The following is a 19834-nucleotide window of genomic DNA, read 5'->3' as shown; positions in this document are numbered from 1 at the left end:
ACAGGATATCCGGTTCCCTGATATCCATTTCGACATAGGGAGAGATTATTATGGAAAATCAAGCAGGATTGGCCGCCCCCGGCAAATGGGGCGAATATGTAACCGTGGATTTTGAAGACGGCATCGCCTGGGTGACGCTCAATCGTCCCAAGCAGCGCAACGCCATCAATCCCGGCATCGTCTGGGAGATGAACGCCATCATGGACGCGCTCGAAGAGGACGATCGTTGCCGGGTGATGGTGGTGACCGGCGCGGGCGAATCCTTCTCCGCCGGCATGGACCTCAAGGAGTATTTCCGCGCCACCGACAAGATCCCGCCGATCCAGCGCGAACGCCTGTTCCGCGCCAATGCCGCCTGGCAGTGGCGCCGCATGATGTATTATCCCAAGCCGACGATTTCGATGGTCAATGGCTGGTGCTTCGGCGGCGCCTTCCAATTCCTGGTGGGCTGCGATCTGGCGATTGCCTCGGAAGAAGCGACCTTCGGCCTCTCGGAAATCAACTGGGGCATCATCCCCGCCGGCATCGTCACCAAGGCCGTGCTCGAAGTCATGAGCTTCCGCGACTGCATGTACTACATCATGACCGGCGAGACCTTCAACGGGCGCCAGGCGGCTGAGATGAAGCTGGTCAACAAGGCGGTGCCGCCGGAGGAACTGCGCGAGGAGACCCGCAAGCTTGCCCAGACGCTGATCGGCAAGAACCCCTTCGTGCTGCGCCAGGCGAAAAGCGCTTGCCGCTTCACCCGCGATCTCACCTGGGAGCAGGCGGGCGAATATCTGATGGCGAAGTCGGATCAGACCGAGTTGCGCGACCCGGAAAACGGCCGCAACACCGGCATGAGCCAGTTCCTGGACGAAAAATCCTTCCGCCCGGGCCTCGGCGCCTATCGCCGCGATTAGGACATGGCCATGGCTGATGGGAGGATGACCGCCTCAACGCCGTTCGATATCGAGCGGCTCCTGCGCCCGAAATCAATCGCGATCGTTGGGGCTGCACCCGAGCGCACCTCGATCGGTGGCGGCGTGCTGCACAATTTGGAGGCGTTCGGCTTTTCCGGCGATCTGCATCTCGTCAGCCGCTCGCGCGACGAGATCAATGGCCGCCCCTGTGTGAAGTCGATTGCCGACCTGCCTGTTGGCGTCGATGTCGTGGTGCTGATCGTGCCGCAGGCGGCGATCAAGGATTCGGTGCTGGCCTGTGTCGACCGGCAGGTCGGCGGCGTCATCGTCTATTCCTCCGGCTTCGCAGAGGCCGGAGACGAGGGCCGGCGGCAGCAGGACGAGTTGGCGGAGATCTGCCGCCGCTCGGGTCTTGCCATGCTTGGTCCCAACTGCATGGGCTATACCAACTATCTCGACGGCATTCCGCTGACCTTCGAGCCGGTCGATGTCCGCGATGCCGGGCAGCGGTCGCGGGTGGCGATCGTCGCCCAGAGCGGGGCGACCGCGGCCAATATCCGCTTTGCCATGCATGCCCGCGACATCGGTGTGTCCTATGTGGTGGCGACCGGCAACGAGGCGGTGCTGGCGGCCGACGACCTGATCGCCCACCTGATCGAGGATCCGGTCAACAGCATCGTCGCGGTCTATGTCGAGCAGATCCGCGATCCGCAGAAATTCCTGTCGGTGGCGCGGCGCGCCCGCGAATTAGGCAAGCCGATCGTGATGCTGCATCCCGGCTCCAGCGAGCGCGGCAAGGCGGCGGCCCAATCCCATACCGGCGCTCTGGCCGGCGACCACGAAACGATGCGAACCGCCGTGCTCAATGAGGCCGTGGCCCTGGTCGAGACGACGGACGAATTGTTCGACGTCACCGCCATTCTCGCCCGTTATCCTGCGCCACCGCCAGGGGATGTCGGCATCGTCACCAATTCCGGCGCCATCCGCGGCCTCTGCTTCGATTTCTGCGAGCGTATCGGGCTGCCGATTGCCACGCTGTCTAGGGAGGTCGAGGAGGAGCTGACATCGCTCGTGCCGCCTTATGTGCATGTCGACAATCCCTTTGATATCGGCACGACGGGCTTTGCCAATCCCGGAATTTTCGGAACCTCCGCAGCCGCGATGCTTAGGGATCCCAATGTCGGCATCGTGCTTCTGTCCCATGCTGGCGGTTCCGCGCCGATGCAGGTGAAGAAGTCGGATGCCATCCTGCCGGTCGCGGCAACCGCGACCAAGCCCGTGATTTTCAACATCATCGGCGACGACTATCCGCTCGATGCGGGCTTCCTGAAAGCCGTGCGCGACAGCGGCATCCCCTTCTTCCGCTCGCCCGAACGGGCCATGCGGGCCATGGCTGTTGTCTCGACCTATGCCTCGGCACTGGCCGCCACCCGCGACCGGGCGCCGGAAGGTGAGAGGCTTTCGCCGCTGCCGGGCTCCGGCCTTGTCGTGGAGCACGAAGGTAAGCGCATCCTCTCCGACCTTGGCATCAGCATTCCCAAGGGGGCGCTGGCGAAGACGGCAGATGAAGCGGTGAGCATCGCAAACGGCATCGGCTATCCCATTGTCATGAAGGCGCAGGCCGCAAGCCTCGCCCACAAAAGCGATGTGGGCGGCGTGGCCGTCAATATCGCTGACGAGGCGGCCCTACGGGCGGCCCATGCGGCGATGCTGGCCAAGATCGCGAACCACAAGCCCGGCCTTGTGCTGGATGGTGTCCTGATCGAGACCATGGCGAAGCCGGGACTGGAAATGGCCGTCGGCGCCAAGCGCGATTCGCAATGGGGGCCCGTCGTGCTGGTCGGCCTCGGTGGAGTCTGGATCGAGGCGCTGGCCGATGCCCGGCTGCTGCCGGCCGATATCAGCCGCGACAGAGCGATTGCGGAAATCCGCAAGCTCAAGGCCGCCAAGCTTCTCGGTCCCTTCCGGGGCCAGCCCGCCCGCGACGTGGAGGCCGTCGCGGACGTGGTGATCAAGCTTGGTGCGTTGATGCGGGCGACGCCCGAGATCGCCGAAGTCGATATCAACCCGCTCGTCGTTTATGGCGAGGGGGAGGGGGTTGTGGCCCTCGACGCGCTCTTCGTGGTGCGCTGAGGGCGTTGGCGTTCGCTGAAATTTTGGAAAGGCGTCGTCAGCTTCTGACGTCGTGCTCGGGCTTGTCCCGAGGATCTGCCGACATCAGACGTGGATAGATGCTCGGGACAAGCCGGAGCATGACGGCGGATAAGATGCCGCCATCCAGGACAAGGAGCGAGGACGTCAAGCCCTCGTCTCCGCCATATTCCAGGTCGACCACGAGGGAGGAAACGTGATGCAGGCCCATTCCTATGGTGAGTTGAAACTGTTCGTCGATGGCGAATGGCTTGGTGCGGAGGGCCGGGTGACGGAGGATGTCATCAATCCCGCCACCGGCGAGCCGATTGCCGCCCTGCCGCATGCCACGGCTGAGGATCTGGACCGGGCGGTCGCGGCGGCAAGCCGTGCCTTCAAGGCCTGGCGGGTAACGACCGCCTATGACCGCGCCAAGATCATCCGCAAGGCCGCCGATATCCTGCGCGAGCGCACCAACGAGATCGCCCCGCGCATGACCATGGACCAGGGCAAGCCGATCGGCGAGGCGATCCAGGAGGTGCATATCTCCGCCGACATCTTGGACTGGACCGCCGACGAGGGCCGTCGCACCTATGGCCGCGTCATCCCCTCCCGCGTGTCCGGCGCCCGCTGGCTGGTGACGCGCGAGCCGGTAGGACCTGTTGCCGGCTTCACCCCATGGAATTTTCCCGGCATCATCCCCGCACGCAAGATTTCCGCGGCCTTGGCCACCGGCTGCACCATGGTGATCAAGCCATCGGAAGAGACGCCGTCCACGGTGCTGGAAATCGCCCGCGCGCTTGACGATGCCGGCCTGCCCAAGGGCGTGCTCAACGTTGTCCATGGTAAGCCATCCGATGTGTCCGAGCACCTGATCGCGTCGGATGGCATCCGCAAGATCACCTTCACCGGCTCGACGGCTGTCGGCAAGCAGCTTGCGGTGCTCGCTGCCCAGGCCGGTGTCAAGCGCACCACCATGGAGCTTGGCGGCCATGCGCCGGTACTTATCTTCGAGGACGCCGATATCGATCTTGCGATCAAGGTCATGGCTTTCGCGAAGTTCCGCAATGCGGGACAGGTCTGTATCTCGCCGACGCGGTTCTATGTCCATGACAGCGTTCATGATCGCTTTGTCGAAGGCTTTGCCAAGGCCGCGGCGGCGCTGAAGGTCGGCGACGGGCTTGATCCCGCAAGCCAGATGGGGCCGCTCGCCAATAGCAGGCGGGTGCCGGCCATGGAGCGCATGGTGGCGGATGCGGTGCAGCGCGGCGCCAAGGTCAAGACCGGCGGCGAACGCGGCTCCAACAGGGGCTATTTCTTCGCGCCGACAGTGGTATCCGACGTGCCGCAGGACGCGCTTGCCATGAACGAGGAGCCGTTCGGGCCGCTGGCCGTCACCGCCCGCTTCTCAAGCTTCGACGAGGTGATCGAGCAGGCGAACCGTCTGCCCTATGGTCTTGCCTCCTATGCCTTCACCCAGTCGGCCCGCACCGCAGCCATGCTGGGCGATGCGATCGAGGCGGGCATGCTCGGCATCAACAACAATGCCATTTCCATGACCGAAACGCCCTTCGGCGGCGTCAAGCAAAGCGGTTACGGCAGCGAGGGCGGGTCCGAAGGCATGGACGCCTATCTTGTCACCAAGTTCATCAGCCATTCCTGAGGAGGCGCATCATGACCGTGACTGCGAATGAGAAGCCTGTTCCCGGTGGCAATTTTGTGAAGGTGGAGTTGGACGACGGTATCGCCTGGGTCAAACTGAACCGGCCCGAAAAGCGCAATGCCATGAGCGTTGGGCTGGCAGAGGAAATGGTGAAGGTGCTCGACGATCTCGAAATCGATGATCGCTGCGGCGTGGTCATCCTCACCGGCGAGGGAGAGGCCTTTTCCGCCGGCATGGACCTGAAGGACTTCTTCCGCGCCACCGACAATGTCTCCGACATCGAGCGCATGCGCGCCTATCGCTCCACCCGCGCCTGGCAATGGCGCATGCTGATGCATTATGCCAAGCCGACCATCGCCATGGTCAACGGCTGGTGCTTCGGCGGCGCCTTTACGCCGCTGATCTGCTGCGACCTCGCCATCGCCTCGGATGATGCAGTCTTCGGGCTGTCGGAAATCAACTGGGGCGTGATCCCCGGCGGCGTGGTTTCCAAGGCAATCTCCACGCTGATGAACGACCGCAAGGCGATGTATTATGTGATGACCGGCGAGAAGTTCGGCGGCAAGATGGCCGAGCAACTGGGCCTCGTCAACGAGTCGGTACCAGCAGACCGCTTGCGCGAGCGCACGACGGAACTGGCGCGGATACTGCTCGCCAAGAACCCCACGGTGCTGCGCCAGGCCCGCATGGCCTATAAATATGTGCGGGAAATGACCTGGGAGGAATCAGCGGAATATCTGACGGCCAAGGCGGACCAGACCACCTTCATCGATCCGGAAAAGGGCCGCGAGAAGGGGCTTTCCCAGTTCCTGGACGACAAGACATTCCGCCCCGGCCACGGGACCTATATCCGCGAGGGCTGAGCCGCCATGGACCTCAATTTTTCCTCCGAACAGCTGCTCTTGAAGGAGACGGCCGGACGGTTTCTGAAGGACCGCTACAGCTTTGACGACCGGGCTAGAATTCTCGCATCGGACACGGGCTGGAGTCCTGACATATGGGCGGAATTTGCCGCCCTTGGCTGGCTGGCGCTGCCCTTTGCCGAGGAGCATGGCGGGCTTGGCGCCGGCGCGGTCGAAACCGCTGTCCTCATGGAGGCCATGGGCCGCGCGCTAGTGCTGGAGCCCTATCTCGCCTGTGTGGTTTTGGCCGGAGGCTTGATCGAGAGGGTTGAAACCGAGGCACAAAAGGCCGATCTGCTGGACGGTTTGATGGCTGGCACCTCAAGACCGGCACTGGCTCATCTGGAGCCTCAGAGCGGTTTTGACATCGGCCGCATCGAAACCATGGCACGGCGCGATGGCGAGGGTTACCGGCTTCACGGACGCAAGGCGCTGGTGCTCGGTGGGCCGGCGGCCGATGTCTTCCTGGTCTCGTCGAGGCTCGGCGGCGAGATCAAGCTGTTCGTTGTGCCGGCGAACGCGCCGGGTCTCGAGCGGCGGGATGTGAGCCTGGTAGACGGCAGCCGGGCGAGCGACCTTGTTTTGACCGACGTTTTGGTGCCACTCTCTGCCCTCTGCGGCGCTGGCAATCTGCTCGACGAGATCGAGGCCGCCTATGACCGCGCCAATGCGGCGCTGGCCTCGGAAGCGGTCGGCATCATGGATGCCCTGCTGGAGGCGACGGTCGCCTATCTCAAACAGCGCCAGCAATTCGGCAAGCCGCTTGCAGGCTTCCAGGCGCTGCAGCATCGCATGGCGGAGATGGCCGTGAAATGCGAGGAGGCGCGAGCGTCGGCCCTTCTGGCCACGTTATCGGTGGATGCGCCGCGCGCGCTGCGGATACGCGGTGTCTCGGGCGCCCGTGCCAAGATCGGCAAGGTGTCGCGATCTGTGGCGCAGGAGGCGATACAGCTTCATGGCGCCATGGGCTTTTCCGAGGAATTGCCCGTCGGCGCCTGGTTCCGCCGGCTCTATGCCATCGAAAACACCCTCGGCACGACATCAGATCATCTCAGGCGCTATGGCGAGATCATCCGCGATCCCGATGTCCTGTCGGCCAGCCTGCTGCGCGAACCGGCATGAGGAGGACCGCATGGACCTGATGATGACGCCGGAAGAACTGCGTTTCCGTGACGAGGTGAGGGCCTTCTTGGACACCCGTCTCGATGACGATCTGAAGCGGGCGGAGCGGCTGAACCCGAGTTTTCTCGCTGAACCCCGAATTGGCCTCCAATGGCAGGCAAGGCTGAACGAAAATGGCTGGGTCGCGCCCTCCTGGCCGGCACAATATGGTGGCACCGGCTGGCCCCTGGCGCAGCGATACATCTTCGACCAGGAATGCGAACGGGCCGGCGAGCCGCATTTTCGCGGCGCTGGCATCAAGATGATCGCGCCTGTCCTGATGCGCTACGGGACCGAGGCGCAGAAGGAGTTCTATCTGCCGCGCATCCTGTCAGGCGAAGATCTCTGGGCGCAAGGCTATTCCGAACCCGGCGCCGGTTCAGACCTTGCGGCTCTGAAGACGCGGGCAACGCTCGACGGAGACGCCTACTTCATCAATGGCAGCAAGATCTGGTCCACGCTCGCCCATCATGCCACCAGGATGTTCGCCCTGGTGCGCACGGCGACCACCGAGAAGAAGCAGGAGGGCATCACCTTCATCCTGATTGATCTCAAGGCGCCGGGCGTTACCATCAGGCCGATCCGCTCGATCTGCGGCACCCATGAGTTCAACCAGGTGTTCTTCGACGACGTGCGCGTGCCGGTGTCGGACCGGGTGGGGGCCGAGGGCGAGGGCTGGGAGATCGCCAAATACCTGCTCGAATTCGAGCGCGGCGGTGCCTTTGCCGGTGGTGTGTTGAGGGCGCTCCTGTCGCGGCTGCACCGGCTGGCCAGCGCGCCGCTGCCCGATGGCCGGCGGATGATCGACGATCCCCTGTTCATGGCGCGGTTTGCCGAGATTTCTAGCGATGTCGATGCCAATGACATGCTGGAGCTGGCCTCCATGTCCAAGGTGCAGGCCGGTGGCAATCCCGGCCCCGTGCCGTCATCGACCATGAAAATCGTGCGCAGCCGCATCCGCCAGGCCATCTGCGAACTCGCCGCCTCCATCCTTGGACCCGACGCCTTGCGCTGGGAGGCGCACCGGCCGCTGCACGACCTGCCGCCGGAAGACGAGATATCCAAAGAACGCAAGGTGGCCTCGGCGGTCTATTTCAACTCGCGCTCCCAAAGCATCTTCGGCGGCAGCAACGAAATCCAGCTGGAGATTATTGCGAAGACGCTGCTGCGATGAGGGGATGAGGTCATCGGGCGAGAACGGGCGCCGGACACGACGATGGGGATTTTCGGTCCACTGACACCACGGTGGCGAGGATACCCCCCTCTGGCCTGCCGGCCATCTCCCCCTCAAGGGGGGAGATCCGCAGAGCAGCCGGCCTCCCGGTTACCAATATCGACACGTATGTGGTTTCGAGAGACAGAAACGGTGCGGCAATCCGATCTCCCCCCCTGAGGGGGAGATGGCCGGCAGGCCAGAGGGGGGTGAACCCCACCACCCGCACTGTTTATGAAGCGAAACTGAACGATCCGAAACGCTCTGTCTTATCGCTTCAACCCAACGTCGCCCCCCTCTAAATCATCCTATTCCACCTGTCCCAGCTTGCCGGGGTTCATGATGCCTCGGGGATCGAGCGCCGCCTTGATGGCGTTCATCATGTCCACGGCCTCGCCATGCTCGCGGCGCAGGTATTTGAGTTTGGAGATGCCTATGCCGTGTTCGCCGCTGAAGGTGCCGCCCATGTCCATGGCGCGCTGGTACAGCCGCTCGGCCAGGCGTTCGGCTTCTGCCAATTCTTCGGGGATCTCGGGCTTGATCAGGTAGCCCACATGGAAATTGCCGTCGCCGACATGGCCGATGATCTTGCCGATCAGGAAGGAAGAATCGATATCTTCGCGCGCGGCCATGACAGAATCCGCCAGCCTGGAGATCGGCACGCAGACATCCGTCGTAAAAGCCTTGCAGCCGGGTCGCAGCGTCTGGTTCGAATAGATGGTCTCGTGGCGCGCCTTCCACAGGCGTTCGCGCTCCTCGGTGCGGGTGGACCAGGCGAAGTCGGAGCCTCCGAATTCGTCGGCGATCTCCCGCACGGTGGTGGACTGTTCCTCCACCCAGCGCGGGCTGCCATGGAATTCGAGGAACAGCGTCGGCGCCACCTTCAGGCTGAGACCCGCATGGCGGTTGGCCGCTTCGACCGCCACCTCGTCCAGGAACTCGATACGGGCCACCGGAATGCCGCTCTGGATCGTCGCCACCACGGCCTCGACAGCGCCGCGCATGGTCGCGAAACTGCAGACGGCCGAGGCGATGGTTTCGGGGATCGGGTGCAGCTTGACGGTGACCTCGGTAATGACACCCAGCGTGCCCTCCGCGCCGACGAACAGTTTCGTCAGATCGTAGCCCGTGGAGGATTTGCGGGTGCGGCGGCCCGTCGTGATGATCTTGCCCTCAGGCGTCACCACCCTGAGCGCCAGCACGTTTTCGCGCATGGTGCCATAACGCACGGCCGTGGTGCCGCTCGCCCGCGTCGAGGCCATGCCACCCAGCGAGGCATCCGCACCGGGATCGATCGGGAAGAACAGGCCGGTATCGCGGATATGGGCGTTGAGCTGCTTGCGGGTAACGCCGGCCTGCACCTGGGCATCCATATCGGCATTGTTCACAGCGAGGATCCGGTTCATGCGGGTGAGATCGAGGGAGATCCCGCCTTTCAGCGGGATGGTATGACCCTCCATGGAAGAGCCCGCCGCAAACGGCGTCACTGGAATGCCTGATGCAAAGCAGGCAGAGACGACGCGTGCCACCTCGTCTTCGTTTTCCACATAGACCACGGCATCCGGCATGCGCGTCGGCTGGCGCGACATGTCGTGGCCGTGATGTTCTCGCACGGCATCCGCCGTCGACAGGCGGTCGCCGAAATGCAGCCGGAGAGACTCGATCGTGTCCGTGAGACCCTGTCCGCTCATGCCTTTTCCCCCGTCAGCTTGCGGTGATAGCGCGAGCGGGCGATCTCCTGCGCTGTGATGAATTCGAGCAGGACAGGCACGCCCTGCCGCGTCTGCTCGATCCCGCGCCGGATGGCGGGAATGATGTTGGCCGGGTCGGTGATGCGCTCGCCATAGCCGCCAAGCGCGCGGGCGAAAGCGGCGTAGTCGCCCGAGATGTCGGTCGAGCGGTATTTCTCCGTCGAGACCTTCATGATCGGCAGCTCCATGGCCATGGAGAAATTGTTGAGCAGGATGGAGAGGATGGGTATGCGCTCGCGCACAGCGGTCTCGAAATCCATGCCGGTAAAGCCGATCGCCGCATCGCCCCAGACATTGATGCACAGCTTGTCGGGATGCATCAGCTTGGCACCCATGGCGAGCCCCAGGCCGTAACCCAGCTGGGTGGATTTGCCCCAGCCAATGTAAGTGAGCGGTTTCACGGACTTCCAGAATGGCGACAACTGGTCGCGCGGACTACCGGCATCATGGGTGATGATGGTGTTTTCGATATCAACGGTGTGCTGCAGGTCCCACAGTACGCGGTATGGCGACAGCGGCGTGCTGTCGGAGGTGAGCTTCGGCATCCATTCGGCCAGCCACTCCCCCTGCACCCCAGCGATCTCGGTTGCCACGTCGTTCGGGTCGCGCGGTGCCACACCGCGGGCCTCGAGTTCCGCCAGCACGGCCTCCAGCGTCAGCGCCGCATCGCCGATCAGGCCCACTGTGGCCGCGATATCCTTGTTCAGATGATCCGGGTCCAGCGTGGCGTGGATCACCGTCTTGTCGAGCAGCATCTGCACGCCGAAGGCGGTTTCGGTGAAGGAGCAGCCGATCCCGAAGATCAGGTCAGAGCTATCGAGGAAGTGTCGCAGCGTCCGGGAGATAGCAGCGCCGCCCGCGCCGATGGAGAGCGGATGGTTTTCCGGAAAGGCGCTCTTGCCTTCAAGACTGGTAGACACCGGAATGGCCAGCAATTCCGCCAATTGCTTCAGCTGGGGCCAGGCCTCTGCATAATGCACGCCCTGGCCGGCATAGAGCACCGGCCGCTTGGCCGCCAGCAGCAGGTCTACCGCCGCGCGCACGGCGGCGGGATCAGGGCCATAGCGAGTGGTGAGAACGGGCGTATAGTTCAGCGGTTCGGGCACCTCATGCTGCCACATATCGTTGGGGATCTCGATCAGAACAGGCCCACCGCGGCCGTTGCGCAGCCGGGAGAAGGCGCGGCGGAAGATATTGGGGATCTCCTCCGCCAGGGTGATCGGCTCGGCCGACTTTGTGATGTCGCGCATCGATCGCGATGCATTGTAATTGGGATCTATATGCGCAAGGCGGCGCTCGTAACCCATGGGCAGCACGAGGATCGGCACGGATTCCGAATAGGCCTGGGCAATGCCGCCATAGGCGTTTTCGGTGCCGGGTCCAAGCTGCATGGCAAAGACGCCGATGGTCTTGCCGGAGCTAAGCCGCGACATGGCGTCGGCCATATGCAGCCCGTGACGCTCCTGGCGCACGATGATCGGCCGGATATCCGCCATCGCCACATGCTCCAGAACGTGGTTGACCGGATAGCCGCAGACGATCTCGATGCCCTCCCGCTTGAGGATCTCCGCAATTGCATCGGCTACTTTCATGCTGTTTCCTCCCAGAAACGAGTTGTGCTCACGCAGCGGGTGCGAAATCCTCCGCGGTCCAGGCGCCGGGATGTCGAACCGGCGCGTGACGTGCCGCGGCCGTGCTGGTAAGCCCGCATTGCCCCAGCGCAATGCGATATTCCTCGATGAAGGACTGCGCCACATGGGCAGCGCCATGGTCGCCCAAGGCGCCGAGGCCCAACATGAAGGCGCGGCCGGCAAAGCAGCCATGGGCACCGAGCGCCACCGCCCGCAATATGTCCACACCGGAAACGATGCCGCTGTCGAACAGCATGGTGCCGCGGCCGCCGACGGTGCGAACGATTTCCGGCAGGACATCAATCGTGGCCGGCGCGGCATCGAATTGCCGTCCGCCATGGTTGGAGACCACGACCCCGTCAAGGCCAAGGCGCATCGCCTTTTCGGCATCGGCAGGATGCAGGATCCCCTTGACCAGCATCGGCCCGGTCCAGCGATCGCGCAGGCGGCTGATCTCGTCCCACGGAAATCCGCCGCCGATATGCGTCCTCACGAAATTCGCGGTCGCCTGGCGGTCGGCCGTGCCGGAAAATTCCGCCATATTGGCAAAAGTCGGCATGCCCTTGCGGCTGAGTGCCCGCAGCCAGTGCGGTGCAAGTGCTGCGGCGAGCGCGATACGCGGCGTCATGTTGAAGGGCATGATCAGCCCGTTGCGCAGGTCCCGCGGACGCTTTGGCCGGATCGGCACGTCAAGCGTTACCACCAGCACCCGCGCGCCCGCGCGCTGCGCCCGGTCCGCCATCTCGCGGCTGTTCCTGTGATCGTCCGAGGCCATCGGATAGAGCTGGAACCAGGTAACATCGGGCGCCCAGGACACGACCTGCTCGATGGTCGCGCATGCCAGGGTGCCAACCATATAGGGGATGTTTTGGGCCTGGGCGGCACGCGCGAAGTATTCCGTCGCACCCGGCCACATCATGCCGTCGAAGCCGATGGGGGAAATTCCGATCGGAACGGCATAGCGATGGCCGAAGAGTTCAACGGATGGATCGACCTTGGTTACGTCCACGCCGTAGCGGGGGACGACTTCGACCGCCTGCAGCGCCGAGCGGTTGCGACGCAGCCCGCTTTCATCGCCGGCGCCGCCTTGCAAGAAATCGAAAGCGAAGCTCGGCATGCGGCGCCGGGCGCGGCGCTCCAGATCCTCGACCGCAGGAAACTGCCGGCGCAGCGCTGCCATCAATCGAACTGTTCTGGCATCCTCCCGCGCTCCGTCGGCCATGTCCTTACAATCCTCAGTAGGAAACCATGACTTCCAGCATGGCCTGCCGGCCGGAGCGGGTGGCAGCTAACGCCCGTTCAAGTGCTGCCGGCAGGTCGGCGCCTGCCTCAACGCGCTCTGCATGGGCATTATGTGCCCTGGCAATGGCGGCATAGTCGGGTGCAGGGTCCAGCGCCGTGATCGGCATGACATTGGCCGCCGCCGCCCGCCCATCCGGATACATGTATAGCGTGGAGCGGCGCACGGCATTCCAGATGCCATTGTTGAAGACGATCGTCAGCAGCGGCAGTTTCAGCGCCGTCGCGGTCTGGTGGCAGGCAACCGGATTGGCGAACATATAGGAGCCGTCGCCGATCGTGGCGATGACCTGGCGGCTGCGATCGGCAAGCTGCATGCCGAGCGCTGCCGTCAATCCGAAACCGAGACCGCCCGAAAGCGGCGTCGAGAAATAGGACCGGGGATGTTCGAAGGCCATGACGGAGGGATCGACACCGAGCTCGTTCACGATGGTGGTGCGCTCGTCCAGGATGGCGTTGATGCAGCGGCTGACAAAGGCCGGCGACATGGGCGAACCATCGCCCATCGCCGCACGCTTTTCTGCCGCGTCCGCCTGGGCGGCTTTCAGCCGCGCACAGGCCTGGCGGCGGGCGTCGAGGCGTTGATCGTCAGCGGCCACGCGTTGCGCCAGCGCCGCGGATAGCGCTGATATCGTCTTGTTCGTGCCGCCGGCCAAAGTGATATCGGTCTCGAAGCTGCGAATGGGCATTCGGCTGTAGTTCGGATCCGGGCCGATCGCGATGACCTTGCAGCCGCTGCGCGGGCTGACATGATCGGAAATCCAAGGGACTGCCGCATTGATGACCACCACCACATCGGCCTCTTTCAGGGCCTCCGTCGGGTCGCGGCCGATAAACATCGGGTGAGAGCTCGGCAGCGCCTGGCGCGTGGCCCACATTTCCACGGTCGGCAGTGCGGAGCGCTCGACAAAGCCGGCCATCGGCTCGAAATTCGGTCCGACTTCGGGGCTCTGGGTAATGACGACAGGCGATTTTGCCGATGCAATAAGGTCTGCCGCCTCGGCGATCAGTTCGGGGTCAGCAGGACCATAGGCGATGGCCGAGAGCGTGGCGCGATGGCCCTTGGCGTCGCGCGCGCCCTCCGCCAGCGCCTCGCGTGGCAGGCTGAGGTAGACCGGCCCGCGCGGTTCGCTCAGGGCGATGCTCATGGCGCGGTCGATGACGATGCCGGCCTGTTCCGGATAGCGCATCTCGTAGTCCCATTTGACCACCTCGCGCACCATGCCCGCCTGGTCGAACATTTCCTGTCCCCAGTGGATCGGCGAGGAGCGGGAGCCGAAGCGCCCGGCCTCCGTGATCGGCGTGCGGCCCGAGAGCATCAGCATGGGAATGTTTTCCGACCGGGCGTTGATGAGCCCCATCACCGCATTGGCCAGACCGACATTGACATGGACGATCACCCCGGCCGGCTTGCCGGTCATCAGGTAGTACCCATGCGCCATGCCGACCGCCACGCCTTCATGGGGAATGACGATCGGTTCGGGGAAGCTCAAGCCTGTCTCCGGCTGGCGGGCGAAGGCTTCGATGATCGACGGAAAGTCGGTGCCGCCATTGGCCAGCAGCACATCGACGCCCGCGGCCTTCATGTGCGACAGAACGGCCTCTGCCGCGAATGTGCCTGATGTCTTCAATGTGTCCATGGCAGGTCCTCCCGAGTGAGAAGCAATACGATCACGTGATGCTGATGGTCTTGGTGACCATGTAGGCGTCGACACCCTCGATCCCGACTTCGGAACCATGGCCGCTGGATTTCACCCCGCCAAAAGGCGTTTCCGGCATGGAGATGTTGAAGGAATTGATGCCGACCATGCCGGCCTCCAATCCATCCGAGAGCCGCGCAATCGTCTTGTGGGAATTGCTGAAGCCATAGGCCGCCAGGCCATAGGCTAGGCGATTGGCCTTCGAGAGCGCCTCATCCAGGTCCGAAAAGCGGTTGAGCACGGCCACAGGACCGAAGGGCTCCTCGTTCATGATCCGCGCATCATCGGGCACATCGGCGAGAACCGTCGGAGACAGGAAGAAGCCCTCATTGGCAGGGCGATTGCCGCCCGTCAGCAGCTTGGCGCCCTTGGAGGTCGCATCCTGGATCAGCGCCTCCACCGCATCGCGCCGCCGCGCATGCACCAGGGGGCCCATGCCTGTCGTCGGATCGAGCCCGTCGCCGACCTTGATGCGGGCCGCCCGCTCGGCAAAGCCGGAGCAGAAGGCCTCGTAGGAGCCGTCCTGCACATGGAAGCGGGTCGGCGAAATGCAGACCTGGCCGCTGTTGCGGAACTTGCGCTGCACGGCCATGTCAAGCACCGCCTGCTGGTCGGCATCGTCGAAAACCAGCACCGGCGCGTGGCCGCCAAGCTCCATCGTCGTGCGCTTCAGGCCTTCCGAAGCGAGCCGAATGAGGTGCTGACCGACCGGGATCGACCCCGTGAACGAGATCTTGCGGATAACAGGGGAGGCGAGCAGATGCCGGGAAATCGTGTCCGGCACGCCGAAGACGACGGCAATCACGCCGGCCGGAACCCCGGCATCGACGAGGCAGCGCGCCACGGCGGCGGCGGCGGCCGGCGCTTCCTCCCCCGGCTTGTAGATCATGGTGCAGCCCGCTGCGAGCGCAGAGCCCAGCTTGCGCGCGGCATTGCCAATCGGAAAGTTCCAGGCGGAAAAGCCGGCTGTTGGACCCACCGGCTCCTTGATCACCTGAAAGCGGGTCTCGCCGATGCGGCCGGGAATAACGCGGCCATAGGTGCGGCGGCCCTCCTCGGCAAACCATTCCATTTCCTCGCAGGCGAAATGGGTTTCCAGGCGCGCCTCGGCGAGCGGCTTGCCCATTTCGAGCGTCGCCAGCGTGGCGATCTCTTCCTGGCGTTCATGCATCAATTCGGCGGCCCGCTTCAGGATGCGGCCACGCTCGCGCGGGCTCTTGGCGCGCCACAGCGGAAAGGCCCGCTCGGCGGCGCTGAGGGCCCGGTCGAGATCGGCGGCCGTGGCATGCGGCACGGTGCCGATGGCTTTTGCTGTGGCCGGGTTGATCACCGGCTGACGCTCCCGCCCGCTATCGTCAAGCCATTCGCCATCGATCAGCAGGCGGGCAGGTTCATAGGCACTGGCAGTGGATGCGGCCTGAGGGGCAGCGCTCATGATGGTCTCCTCCGGTGTAGCGAACGCAACTCGTCGAGCCTTGGTCGCTCGCTGGCGCGTCCGCATTTTCTTCTCCCATCTCTGGGATAAAGCAGGGATCCTGATATTGTCAATTGCAAGCTTTGCTGGGCAATCCCACCAGTATCGATTATCACAAAAATTCAACATTGACGAATTGAGTATGTCAATTATGAATTGATCGGCGCAGGGAGACGCGGATGGTTCCGCCTTGCTCCGGCCGGAGATGTGGCATGAGGAACGGACATGATCGGTGAAGATCTCAGGCGCAAGGAAGACCAAAGGCTGCTGACCGGCCAGGGGCAGTTTGCGGATGACCTCGCCTTCGATCATCCTACCTATGCCGCTTTTGTCCGCTCGCCTCATGCGCATGCGCGGATCGTCTCGATCGGTGTCGCCGCCGCGAAGTCGGCGCCAGGCGTGCTTGCCGTCCTGACGGGCGAAGACATCATTGCCGCTGGATTGTCACCCATTCCCCACGCGATCGGCAGTTCGACCACCGGCTCCGATGTCGGCATGATCAACCACGACGGCAGCGAGCGCGCGCGGACCCATCACCTGCCGCTTCCGGTCGACAAGGCGCGCTATGTCGGCGAGGCGGTCGTGATGGTCGTTGCCGAAAGCACCAACCTCGCCAAGGATGCGGCAGAACTGGTGGAGATCGAATGGGACGAACTGCCCTGTGTCGTCAGGGCCGTCGATGCCCTGGAGGAAGGTGCTCCGGTGATCTGGGAGCATGTGCCGGACAATTTGGCGCTGGCGGGCGCGGTCGGCGACCGCGAGGCCACGGAGGCCGCCTTTGCCCGGGCCGCCCATGTGCTGGAGTTCTCCAGCTGGGTTCAGCGCGTCACCGGGATCCACATGGAGCCTCGCACCTCGGCGGCTGAGTTCGATGCGGAAACCGGACGCTATACGGTCCACGCGTCAGGCGGGCAGGGGGTGGTGATGATGCGGGGCCAGATCGCGGTCTCGCTCGGAGTGGATCCGTTCCATGTGCGGGTCGTGGCGCCGCGCGATGTTGGAGGCAATTTCGGCACCCGCAACGCAGTCTACCCGGAGTTTGTGTTGCTTGCCCATGCGGCCCGGCTGGTGGGGCGGCCCGTCAAGCATCAGGCCGAACGGATCGAGGCGTTTTTGTCCGATTATCAGGGCCGCGACCTGCATATCGCCGCTCGGCTGGCGCTGGATGAAAACGGCCGCTTTCTCGCCGTGCAATCCGTCAATACGGCCAATATCGGCGCGCATACCGTGTCCTACACGCCCCTCAACAAGGGGATCCAGTACATGACGAGCCTCTACCATGTCGCTACCGCCCATGTGGACTATCGCGCCGCCCTGACCAACACGGTGCCGACCATTCCCTATCGCAGTGCTGGGCGTCCCGAGGCGATGTATGGCATCGAACGCATGATCGACCTTGCAGCCCGTCGCTTCGGCTTTGACCGGGTGAAGCTCAGGCGGGATAACATGGTGCCCGATGGCGCGCCGCCCTACACCAATCCCGTCGGCGTCACCTATGACAATGGCGACTATGTCTCCGTCATGGAAAAGGCGCTGCGTCTGGCCGACTGGGAGGGTTTCGAGGCCCGCCGGGCGGAAGCCGCTACCCGCGGACGTTACCGCGGCATCGCGGTTGCCAATTATATCGAAGGGGCGGGCGGCATTCCCCGCGAGCGCGCCGAGATCACCATCCGGCCTGAGGAGCGGGTCGTCGATGTCATCATCGGCACGCAAAACACCGGGCAGGGGCACGAGACCGCCTTCGCCCAGCTTGTGGCGGAATTCCTCGGCATATCGACCGAGCAGGTTCACATCCGCGCCGGCGACACGGATTTCGTATCCGCCGGTGGAGGTTCCCATGCCGGCCGGTCGCTGCGATTTTCGAGCATCGTCATGCACAAGGCGAGCAGCGAGATCATCGCGCGGGGCAAGGCGATTGCTGCCATCAGGCTCGGCGCCAGCCCCGAGGGCATCGATTATACCGACGGCCATTTTCGCGTCCGGGGCACGAACGGTGTCATGGAACTCTTCGAGGCGGCGCAGGCGGCGGAGGAGGATCCCAACCTGCCGGAAGCGCTGCGTGGTCGGCTGGCCGCCATCTCCGACGAGACCACGACAGGCCTTGCCTTCCCCTATGGCGCGGCGGTCTGCGAGGTGGAGATCGATCCCGAGACAGGTCACTGCAGCATTCCGCGCTATACCAGCATCGATGATGTCGGCCGGGCATTGAACCCGATGATCGTCGATGGCCAGACCCATGGCGGCATTGTCCAGGGCGTCGGCCAGGCGCTGTTCGAATGGTCGCATTACGACAGCGCCACGGGCCAGAACCTTTCCGCCACCTTCATGGACTACCAGGTTGGCCGCGCTGATGATTTTCCGAGTTTCGACACCGAGATCAGCGAAGTTCCGGCCCGCAGCCATCCCCTCGGCTTCCGGCCGGGGGGCGAGGGCGGTACGACGCCGTCACTCGGCGTCACCGTCAATGCGATCATCGACGCACTCTCGCCGCTCGGCATCGAGCACATCGAAATGCCGGTCACGCCGCTTCGCATCTGGCAGGCGATAGAGGCTGCCCGCGCGAGCCACACCTCAAAGGAGGAAACCCATGTCTGAACTCCTGATCGCCGAAAAGGAAAACGTCCTGGAGGTGACCTTCAACCGCCCCGACAAGGGCAATGCCCTGACGCCTGAAATGGTGGAGGCGATCCGCACCGCCCTTGACGCGCTGTCCCCGGATATTCGCGCCGTGGTGATCCGAGCAAATGGCGAGGATTTCTGCACCGGCCGCGCCCCATCCATGCCCGCCCCCGGCAGTCGGGTCACCGCGCTCGACCTGCGCAAGGCCGTATCCGACCCCGTTCTCGACTTCTACCAGCGCCTGCGCGATGTGCCTGTGCCCCTCATCGCCGTGGTGCAGGGACGGGCCGCCGGCGTCGGCTGCGCCATCGCAGCCCTGGCGGATCTGGCGATCGCCGCGGAGACGGCAAGCTTCCAGATCCCGGAAATGAACCACGACATCGCACCGACCCTGGTGCTGAATGCGCTGGCAGATCGCCTGCCGCGTGCAGCCCTTGCCCGGATGGTGCTCTCGCGTGATGTCATTCCGGCTGCCGAGGCCAAGACGATCGGCCTGATCGGCATGACGGCCGCGCCCGATCACCTGGCAAGCGAATGCGATCGCCTGGTTGGGCAACTGCGCAGCAATTCTCCGGCGCCCCTGCGGGCGGTCAAGAGCTTCCTCGCGATCGGCCTGCAAAGCAGCCCCGCGAGCCGCAACGAATTGGCAGCGCTCCTCAATTGCGTCGCCACCGCCGAGCGCTATCGCTGAGATCGGACACAGGACGACAGCACAAAGTGGGCGAACCCACTCCCTGACGATGAAGCATGTGCTTCTCGATTAAAAAAGCGCGAGCATAGTGGCCAGCGGCATCAAATGTGGTATGGCGACCGCAAGAAAACCCCGCTGTGAGATAGTATATGCTCCTGACCGAAAATGCGCTTGAACCCGCAAAGCACATTAGGCAATCCCCATGGCTTGAGCATGGCCCCTTCGCATTCTGGCTTATTCAGCATCTGCGTCCGGGCGTCGTGGTTGAACTTGGCACGCAAGACGGGTTCTCCTTCCTGTCCTTCTGCCAGGCTGTAAGTTCAAACGGACTGACCTCGCAGGTCCACGCGGTCGTTGATGGCGGCGACGCTGGTGCAGGTGCGGCGCTGAACGCCTTGCAGGCCGAGACTGCCCGTGACTATCCTGGTATCGGCAAGGTCCACGCCCTGCCTTTCAACGAAGCGCGCGCGCATTTTTCCGATGGATCTGTCGATCTGCTTCATGTCGATTGCACGCGGGGCCGTGGTGATCTTCGTGACCTGTTCGAGGGCTGGAAGGGTGCGCTCTCGGATAGGGCGGTGGTGCTTTTCTATATCCCCGATGGCCAACAGGACCAAAGCGTCCTCGGAAGCTTCTGGACGGAGGTCAAGGACCGGTATCCGAGCTTCGAGTTTGCCCATGGCGGACGGCTGCTCCTG

14 protein-coding genes are annotated in these 19834 nt (G+C 63.8%); 8 read left to right on the top strand and 6 right to left on the bottom strand.

What is annotated here, in order from left to right; translation table 11 throughout:
- Window positions 1-50: 50 nt before the first annotated feature.
- From B9A97_RS12740 to B9A97_RS12710, 6 genes are all read left to right on the top strand, one after another.
- On the top strand, window positions 51-902 hold the full coding sequence (locus B9A97_RS12740; RefSeq protein ID WP_084365716.1) for a p-hydroxycinnamoyl CoA hydratase/lyase: 852 nt from the start codon (window positions 51-53) through the stop codon (window positions 900-902).
- Window positions 903-911: 9 nt separating this feature from the next.
- The gene (locus B9A97_RS12735; RefSeq protein ID WP_210189699.1) at window positions 912-3035 is read left to right on the top strand and encodes an acetate--CoA ligase family protein; all 2124 of its coding nucleotides are present in this window, start codon (window positions 912-914) and stop codon (window positions 3033-3035) included.
- Window positions 3036-3252: 217 nt separating this feature from the next.
- Window positions 3253-4695 carry an NAD-dependent succinate-semialdehyde dehydrogenase gene (locus B9A97_RS12725; RefSeq protein ID WP_084365713.1) on the top strand — a complete coding sequence of 481 codons (1443 nt, stop codon included), beginning with the start codon at window positions 3253-3255 and terminating at the stop codon, window positions 4693-4695.
- Window positions 4696-4706: 11 nt separating this feature from the next.
- Window positions 4707-5558 carry a p-hydroxycinnamoyl CoA hydratase/lyase gene (locus tag B9A97_RS12720; protein WP_084365712.1) on the top strand — a complete coding sequence of 284 codons (852 nt, stop codon included), beginning with the start codon at window positions 4707-4709 and terminating at the stop codon, window positions 5556-5558.
- A 6-nt stretch (window positions 5559-5564) separates the two neighbouring features.
- Window positions 5565-6719: an acyl-CoA dehydrogenase family protein gene (locus B9A97_RS12715; protein WP_084365711.1), complete on the top strand. Its 1155-nt coding sequence runs from the start codon at window positions 5565-5567 to the stop codon at window positions 6717-6719.
- A gap of 10 nt (window positions 6720-6729) precedes the next feature.
- A complete protein-coding gene (locus B9A97_RS12710) occupies window positions 6730-7932 on the top strand; it encodes an acyl-CoA dehydrogenase family protein (RefSeq protein WP_084365710.1) in 1203 nt (400 codons plus the stop codon).
- A gap of 347 nt (window positions 7933-8279) precedes the next feature.
- On the opposite strand, the gene B9A97_RS12700 is transcribed toward B9A97_RS12710, so the two are convergent.
- The 5 genes from B9A97_RS12700 to B9A97_RS12680 are packed head-to-tail and all read right to left on the bottom strand — an operon-like array spanning window position 8280 to window position 15787.
- Window positions 8280-9662 carry an FAD-binding oxidoreductase gene (locus B9A97_RS12700; protein WP_084365709.1) on the bottom strand — a complete coding sequence of 461 codons (1383 nt, stop codon included), beginning with the start codon at window positions 9660-9662 and terminating at the stop codon, window positions 8280-8282.
- On the bottom strand, window positions 9659-11314 hold the full coding sequence (locus B9A97_RS12695; RefSeq protein ID WP_084365708.1) for a thiamine pyrophosphate-requiring protein: 1656 nt from the start codon (window positions 11312-11314) through the stop codon (window positions 9659-9661). The genes B9A97_RS12700 and B9A97_RS12695 overlap by 4 nt, the downstream gene beginning before the upstream one ends.
- A gap of 28 nt (window positions 11315-11342) precedes the next feature.
- A complete protein-coding gene (locus B9A97_RS12690; protein ID WP_084365707.1) occupies window positions 11343-12575 on the bottom strand; it encodes an alpha-hydroxy acid oxidase in 1233 nt (410 codons plus the stop codon).
- Window positions 12576-12588: 13 nt separating this feature from the next.
- Complete coding sequence (locus B9A97_RS12685; protein WP_084365706.1) at window positions 12589-14292, bottom strand: thiamine pyrophosphate-requiring protein; 1704 nt, start codon at window positions 14290-14292, stop codon at window positions 12589-12591.
- Between the two features lie 31 nt (window positions 14293-14323).
- On the bottom strand, window positions 14324-15787 hold the full coding sequence (locus B9A97_RS12680; RefSeq protein ID WP_084365705.1) for an NAD-dependent succinate-semialdehyde dehydrogenase: 1464 nt from the start codon (window positions 15785-15787) through the stop codon (window positions 14324-14326).
- Window positions 15788-16051: 264 nt separating this feature from the next.
- Here B9A97_RS12680 and B9A97_RS12675 point away from each other — a divergent pair, with 264 nt between their 5' ends.
- Window positions 16052-18421 (top strand): xanthine dehydrogenase family protein molybdopterin-binding subunit, encoded by a 2370-nt coding sequence (locus tag B9A97_RS12675; protein WP_084365704.1) that lies wholly within the window; start codon window positions 16052-16054, stop codon window positions 18419-18421.
- Complete coding sequence (locus tag B9A97_RS12670) at window positions 18414-19136, top strand: enoyl-CoA hydratase/isomerase family protein (RefSeq protein WP_084365703.1); 723 nt, start codon at window positions 18414-18416, stop codon at window positions 19134-19136. The genes B9A97_RS12675 and B9A97_RS12670 overlap by 8 nt, the downstream gene beginning before the upstream one ends.
- A 320-nt stretch (window positions 19137-19456) precedes the next feature.
- On the opposite strand, the gene B9A97_RS30140 is transcribed toward B9A97_RS12670, so the two are convergent.
- On the bottom strand, window positions 19457-19816 hold the full coding sequence (locus tag B9A97_RS30140; protein ID WP_244564205.1) for a hypothetical protein: 360 nt from the start codon (window positions 19814-19816) through the stop codon (window positions 19457-19459).
- Window positions 19817-19834: the final 18 nt, after the last annotated feature.

Source organism: Rhizobium sp. RU36D (assembly GCF_900176345.1).
Taxonomy (GTDB): Bacteria; Pseudomonadota; Alphaproteobacteria; order Rhizobiales; family Rhizobiaceae; genus Allorhizobium.
Note: the sequence above shows the minus strand (reverse complement) of the source record. Positions and strands in the feature narration are given on the sequence as shown.

Bases quoted from the DNA above. Each gene is read 5' to 3' on its own strand.
- B9A97_RS12740 (WP_084365716.1), top strand. From the start codon at position 51: ATGGAAAATCAAGCAGGATTGGCCGCCCCCGGCAAATGGGGCGAATAT.
- B9A97_RS12735 (WP_210189699.1), top strand. From the start codon at position 912: ATGGCTGATGGGAGGATGACCGCCTCAACGCCGTTCGATATCGAGCGG.
- B9A97_RS12725 (WP_084365713.1), top strand. From the start codon at position 3,253: ATGCAGGCCCATTCCTATGGTGAGTTGAAACTGTTCGTCGATGGCGAA.
- B9A97_RS12720 (WP_084365712.1), top strand. From the start codon at position 4,707: ATGACCGTGACTGCGAATGAGAAGCCTGTTCCCGGTGGCAATTTTGTG.
- B9A97_RS12715 (WP_084365711.1), top strand. From the start codon at position 5,565: ATGGACCTCAATTTTTCCTCCGAACAGCTGCTCTTGAAGGAGACGGCC.
- B9A97_RS12710 (WP_084365710.1), top strand. From the start codon at position 6,730: ATGGACCTGATGATGACGCCGGAAGAACTGCGTTTCCGTGACGAGGTG.
- B9A97_RS12700 (WP_084365709.1), bottom strand. From the start codon at position 9,662: ATGAGCGGACAGGGTCTCACGGACACGATCGAGTCTCTCCGGCTGCAT.
- B9A97_RS12695 (WP_084365708.1), bottom strand. From the start codon at position 11,314: ATGAAAGTAGCCGATGCAATTGCGGAGATCCTCAAGCGGGAGGGCATC.
- B9A97_RS12690 (WP_084365707.1), bottom strand. From the start codon at position 12,575: ATGGCCGACGGAGCGCGGGAGGATGCCAGAACAGTTCGATTGATGGCA.
- B9A97_RS12685 (WP_084365706.1), bottom strand. From the start codon at position 14,292: ATGGACACATTGAAGACATCAGGCACATTCGCGGCAGAGGCCGTTCTG.
- B9A97_RS12680 (WP_084365705.1), bottom strand. From the start codon at position 15,787: ATGAGCGCTGCCCCTCAGGCCGCATCCACTGCCAGTGCCTATGAACCT.
- B9A97_RS12675 (WP_084365704.1), top strand. From the start codon at position 16,052: ATGATCGGTGAAGATCTCAGGCGCAAGGAAGACCAAAGGCTGCTGACC.
- B9A97_RS12670 (WP_084365703.1), top strand. From the start codon at position 18,414: ATGTCTGAACTCCTGATCGCCGAAAAGGAAAACGTCCTGGAGGTGACC.
- B9A97_RS30140 (WP_244564205.1), bottom strand. From the start codon at position 19,816: ATGGGCAAACTCGAAGCTCGGATACCGGTCCTTGACCTCCGTCCAGAA.